We start from the raw sequence: 4,299 nt of genomic DNA on the forward strand, positions 1-4,299 counted from the left end.
CCCATGTGAGAGTAGGGAACTGCCAGGCATTAAATAAGACGAGAAAGCCAACCCAATGGGTTGGCTTTTTTGCGTTTAAGACATTTAAAATACAAATATATTTTCTCTCCTCTAATCACTTATCACTTTGCTATCCTCGACGATGCTTGGCTGTTAAACTAAGCTATCAGCTAAATGAGGTAGACTTTCATGAAAGAATCGGTTTCATTGCAAGCATTTAATACATTTGGTTTGAGAGCAAAAGCTCACCAAATAGAAACTGCAAATAATAAAGATGAGCTTTGTACATATTGGCAAAATGCCCATGAGAAGAGATTACCAACCCTTATTCTAGGTGGCGGTAGTAACGTACTATTTACTGAAGATTTTAATGGTATTGTTATCCGTAACTGTATTGCAGGCATTGAAATTACTGAAGATGCACAATATTGGTCTGTTCATGTTGGCGCTGGCGAGAGTTGGCATGCGCTTATTGAATATCTGTTAGAAAAAAACATCTATGGGTTAGAAAATTTAGCGTTGATCCCAGGCAATGTTGGTTCTGCGCCAATACAAAATATTGGTGCTTATGGTAAAGAGCTGAAAGATGTTTGTGCCTACGTTGACATTGTTGAATTAAGTACAGGTAATATTAGCCGACTAACAAATGAAGAGTGTGAGTTTGGTTATCGCGATAGTATTTTTAAACATCACTATCAGCAAGGCTTTGCTATTATTGCTGTCGGTTTATTACTAAGTAAAAAATGGGAACCTATTCTTACTTATGGTGATTTATCAAAATTATCATTAGAAACTGTTACACCAAAGGATGTGTTCGAATCTGTATGCTTAATGAGAACGAGCAAGCTACCAGATCCAGAAATAACGGGTAATGCTGGAAGTTTTTTTAAAAATCCGATTGTTGATATTCGTATTGCACAACAACTAAAAACAGAATATCCATTTTGTCCTCAATATGTACAGCGAGATGGTGTGAAGCTTGCCGCTGGTTGGTTGATTGATCAATGTGGTCTTAAAGGGCATCAAATTGGTGGTGCGGCAGTCCACACTAAACAAGCGCTGGTACTTATTAATAAAGAAGGCAATGCGACAGGTAAGGATATTGTGAGCTTAGCTGCATATATTCGCCAGAAAGTCTCAGAACGCTTCGGTGTAAAATTAGAGCCAGAAGTTCGCTTTATTGGCCAATATGGTGAAATCAATGCTGTGGATGCTATTTCATGAAAGAAACACCAACCCCTTTATTATTAATTAAAATTCTTGCTGATGGAAATATTCATTCAGGAGAGCAATTAGGCGAAAGTTTAGGAATGACTCGTGCAGGCATTAATAAACATATTCAGACATTGCGTAGCTGGGGTATCGACGTTCAGACGGTTGCAGGAAAAGGTTATCAATTAGATGCGCCAATGAACTTACTGAACGCAGATATTGTGAATCAGAATATTAAAGGTGAGCCGGCTAGCGTTATTCCTGTTATAGATTCTACAAATCAGTATTTGATCCAACGTATTAGCGAATTAAAATCGGGTGATGTCTGTATTGCTGAATATCAGTCTGCTGGACGAGGTAGAAGAGGACGCCAATGGATTTCGCCTTTTGGTAGAAATTTATATTTGAGTATGTATTGGAAACTCGATCAAGGACCTGCGGCAGCAATAGGACTGAGTTTGGTTGTTGGCGTTATTATGGCCGAAGTATTACAAAAACTTGGTGCAGATGGCGTTAAAGTAAAATGGCCTAACGATCTCTATTTAAATGATAAAAAGCTTTCAGGTATTCTTGTTGAATTAACAGGGAAGACGGGTGATGTTGCTCATATTGTAACGGGTATTGGTATCAATATTGCGATGAGTAAAAATCAAAATGAAGTAATTAACCAACAATGGATTAATTTAGAGCAAGTTGGTATTAGGATTGACAGAAATGAACTTGCTTGTGAAATTACTAATGCATTAAGAGAAGCATTTACTCAGTTTGAAAAACAAGGGTTATCTATCTTTATAGAACGTTGGAAAAGTTTAGATAACTTTATGCATAGGCGGGTAAAACTCATTATTGGTGAAAAAGAAATCTTTGGCATTGCTAAGGGTATTAATGATCAAGGAGCTTTACTTTTAGAGCAAGATGGTAAAATTACACCTTATATAGGTGGTGAAATTTCACTAAGAAGTGCATCGTAATGTTTTAAATTGCGTCGAATGTCTGAATTGAAAAAGCTTTCTCTAATGGGAAAGCTTTTTTGTTATTTATATTATTAAATCTATTTAGAGCTAGAAGAAATTAGCAAATAATTGTTCAGTTTTATTTACGTAATCTAACGTTACTAATTGTATGATTATGACCTTTGGTTAAGATCAAACTTGCTCTTTCTCTTGTTGGCAAAATGTTTTGTTTTAAGTTTAATCCATTAATTTCTTGCCAAATGGATGAGGCTATTTCTATAGATTCTTCTCTGCTTAATTTAGAGTAATTATTAAAATACGATTCAGGATCAGTAAATGCACCTTCTCTAAATTTTAAAAAGCGACTGATATACCAGTGTTTTAGTAATTCTTCTTCAGCATCAACATAAATAGAAAAATCTACATAATCTGATACGAAAACATTATGTGGATCATGAGGATAATCTTGATTGCTCTGTAATACATTCAATCCTTCAAGAATTAAGATGTCAGGTTGCTCAATAACCTGTTTCTTATCTGGAATGATGTCATACACTAAATGAGAATAGACAGGAGCTGTCACTTGTTTCTTACCTGATTTTATATCAGAAACGAAAGAGACGAGGCTATGCATATCATAGGATTCAGGAAATCCTTTTTTCTTCATTATCCCACGTTTCTTTAACTCTGCATTAGGTAAAAGAAAACCATCAGTAGTAATTAAATCTACTTTACGATGTTCTGGCCAACGCGTTAAAAGTGCTTGTAGCAAGCGAGCTGTCGTACTTTTACCAACAGCAACACTGCCCGCGATACCAATAATATATGGAATTTTAGCGCTTCTTGTGCCAAGAAATTGCTCTAAGACGGCTTGACGGCGTAAGTTAGAGCTAATGTAAAAATTGAGTAATCTTGAAAGAGGAAGATAAATCTCAATAACATCATCAATGGAAATTTCTTCGTTAATTCCTTTTAAGTCTGCAATTTCTTTCTCTGTTAACGTTAAAGGAACGGAGTCTCTTAACGTTGCCCAGTGCTTTCTGTCAAATTCTAAATAAGGGGTTATAAAGCGTTCTTTGTTATTCATAAGCCAACATCTGCCTAGTCTTCGCAGGTTGGACAGGCTGTTTAAAACACCCGTATCCGATAAAAAATAAACAGCATCATAACGAGTCATGCTTCATTGGCGTAGATATTTTTAAAATTTTTCTACTTTTTTTGACGCGAACTGAATAAATTTGTAAAAAAAGTATAAAAAATAGACATGAAAATTATTTTTTAGCGTAGACTAGTGAGTGCGTAATGAATTTTTTTCTAAAAATTTATTGAGTGCAATAAATTTAAGGGCTTAAAAGATAAATTAGAATTCGAATTTATCCTGAATTGTTGTTGTCATTTTGGCCGTTTTTTTCCTAAAAAATCAACAATTCAATCAAAAGTGAACAAAATCTAAGCAAAAGAACAAATATCGCAATTTTTTTGTTGCATCATGATGAAAGTCCTCCTAGAATGCGCACCACTTAGCCGGCATAGCTCAGTTGGTAGAGCAACTGACTTGTAATCAGTAGGTCCCGAGTTCGACTCTTGGTGCCGGCACCATTAAAATTTAGTTGGTGGGATACCCAAGCGGCCAAAGGGAGCAGACTGTAAATCTGCCGTCACAGACTTCGAAGGTTCGAATCCTTCTCCCACCACCATTAATTCCTTACTTAAGTGTTTTCAAATAGTAAACTCTTGAGTAGAATACAAAGCTGATTTTAAGTCAGGTAGCCGAGTTCTGCGGGCATCGTATAATGGCTATTACCTCAGCCTTCCAAGCTGATGATGCGGGTTCGATTCCCGCTGCCCGCTCCAGATGTGCTGATATAGCTCAGTTGGTAGAGCGCACCCTTGGTAAGGGTGAGGTCGGCAGTTCGAATCTGCCTATCAGCACCACTCCTTCATGTTCTTGCCTCCCTGATTAAAATCTTAACAAGCAATAGCAAATCGCTAATTTACTTACTGCTTGGTTGATGTGGTGTAACCACCGATTCCGTGTCTTAGAGGGACAATTTAAATGTCTAAAGAAAAATTTGAACGTTCAAAACCGCACGTTAACGTTGGTACTATCGGCCACGTTGACCACGGTAAAACT

Annotated in this window: 3 protein-coding genes, 4 tRNA genes and 1 pseudogene; 7 read left to right on the forward strand and 1 reads right to left on the reverse strand. The window is 36.7% G+C overall.

Annotation, left to right across the window (positions count from 1 at the left end; all coding sequences use genetic code 11):
- Positions 1-189 precede the first annotated feature (189 nt).
- Together murB and birA are read left to right on the forward strand one after the other, a co-directional pair.
- The gene (gene murB, locus ABN256_RS18680) at positions 190-1,224 is read left to right on the forward strand and encodes a UDP-N-acetylmuramate dehydrogenase (protein WP_196554956.1); all 1,035 of its coding nucleotides are present in this window, start codon (positions 190-192) and stop codon (positions 1,222-1,224) included.
- On the forward strand, positions 1,221-2,183 hold the full coding sequence (gene birA, locus ABN256_RS18685; RefSeq protein ID WP_196554957.1) for a bifunctional biotin--[acetyl-CoA-carboxylase] ligase/biotin operon repressor BirA: 963 nt from the start codon (positions 1,221-1,223) through the stop codon (positions 2,181-2,183). The genes murB and birA overlap by 4 nt, the downstream gene beginning before the upstream one ends.
- Positions 2,184-2,304: 121 nt before the next feature.
- Here the strand turns inward: birA and coaA are convergent, their stop codons facing one another.
- Entirely contained in the window at positions 2,305-3,252 is a 948-nt protein-coding gene (gene coaA, locus ABN256_RS18690) for a type I pantothenate kinase (protein WP_072071181.1), read from the reverse strand.
- A 436-nt stretch (positions 3,253-3,688) separates the two neighbouring features.
- Here coaA and ABN256_RS18695 point away from each other — a divergent pair.
- From ABN256_RS18695 to ABN256_RS18715, 5 genes and pseudogenes are all read left to right on the forward strand, one after another.
- A tRNA-Thr gene (locus tag ABN256_RS18695) sits at positions 3,689-3,764 on the forward strand.
- A gap of 13 nt (positions 3,765-3,777) precedes the next feature.
- Positions 3,778-3,862, forward strand: a tRNA-Tyr gene (locus tag ABN256_RS18700).
- Positions 3,863-3,944: 82 nt separating this feature from the next.
- Positions 3,945-4,019, forward strand: a tRNA-Gly gene (locus tag ABN256_RS18705).
- 5 nt (positions 4,020-4,024) lie between these two features.
- A tRNA-Thr gene (locus ABN256_RS18710) sits at positions 4,025-4,100 on the forward strand.
- 121 nt (positions 4,101-4,221) lie between these two features.
- Positions 4,222-4,299, forward strand: a pseudogene (locus ABN256_RS18715) (GTP-binding protein); the annotation flags it as partial.

The organism is Proteus sp. fly-1008 (genome assembly GCF_040140305.1).
Lineage (GTDB): Bacteria > Pseudomonadota > Gammaproteobacteria > Enterobacterales > Enterobacteriaceae > Proteus > Proteus vulgaris_B.

Excerpts from the sequence above, each read along its gene's own strand:
- birA (WP_196554957.1), top strand. The coding sequence starts at position 1,221 with ATGAAAGAAACACCAACCCCTTTATTATTAATTAAAATTCTTGCTGAT.
- murB (WP_196554956.1), top strand. The coding sequence starts at position 190 with ATGAAAGAATCGGTTTCATTGCAAGCATTTAATACATTTGGTTTGAGA.
- coaA (WP_072071181.1), bottom strand. The coding sequence starts at position 3,252 with ATGAATAACAAAGAACGCTTTATAACCCCTTATTTAGAATTTGACAGA.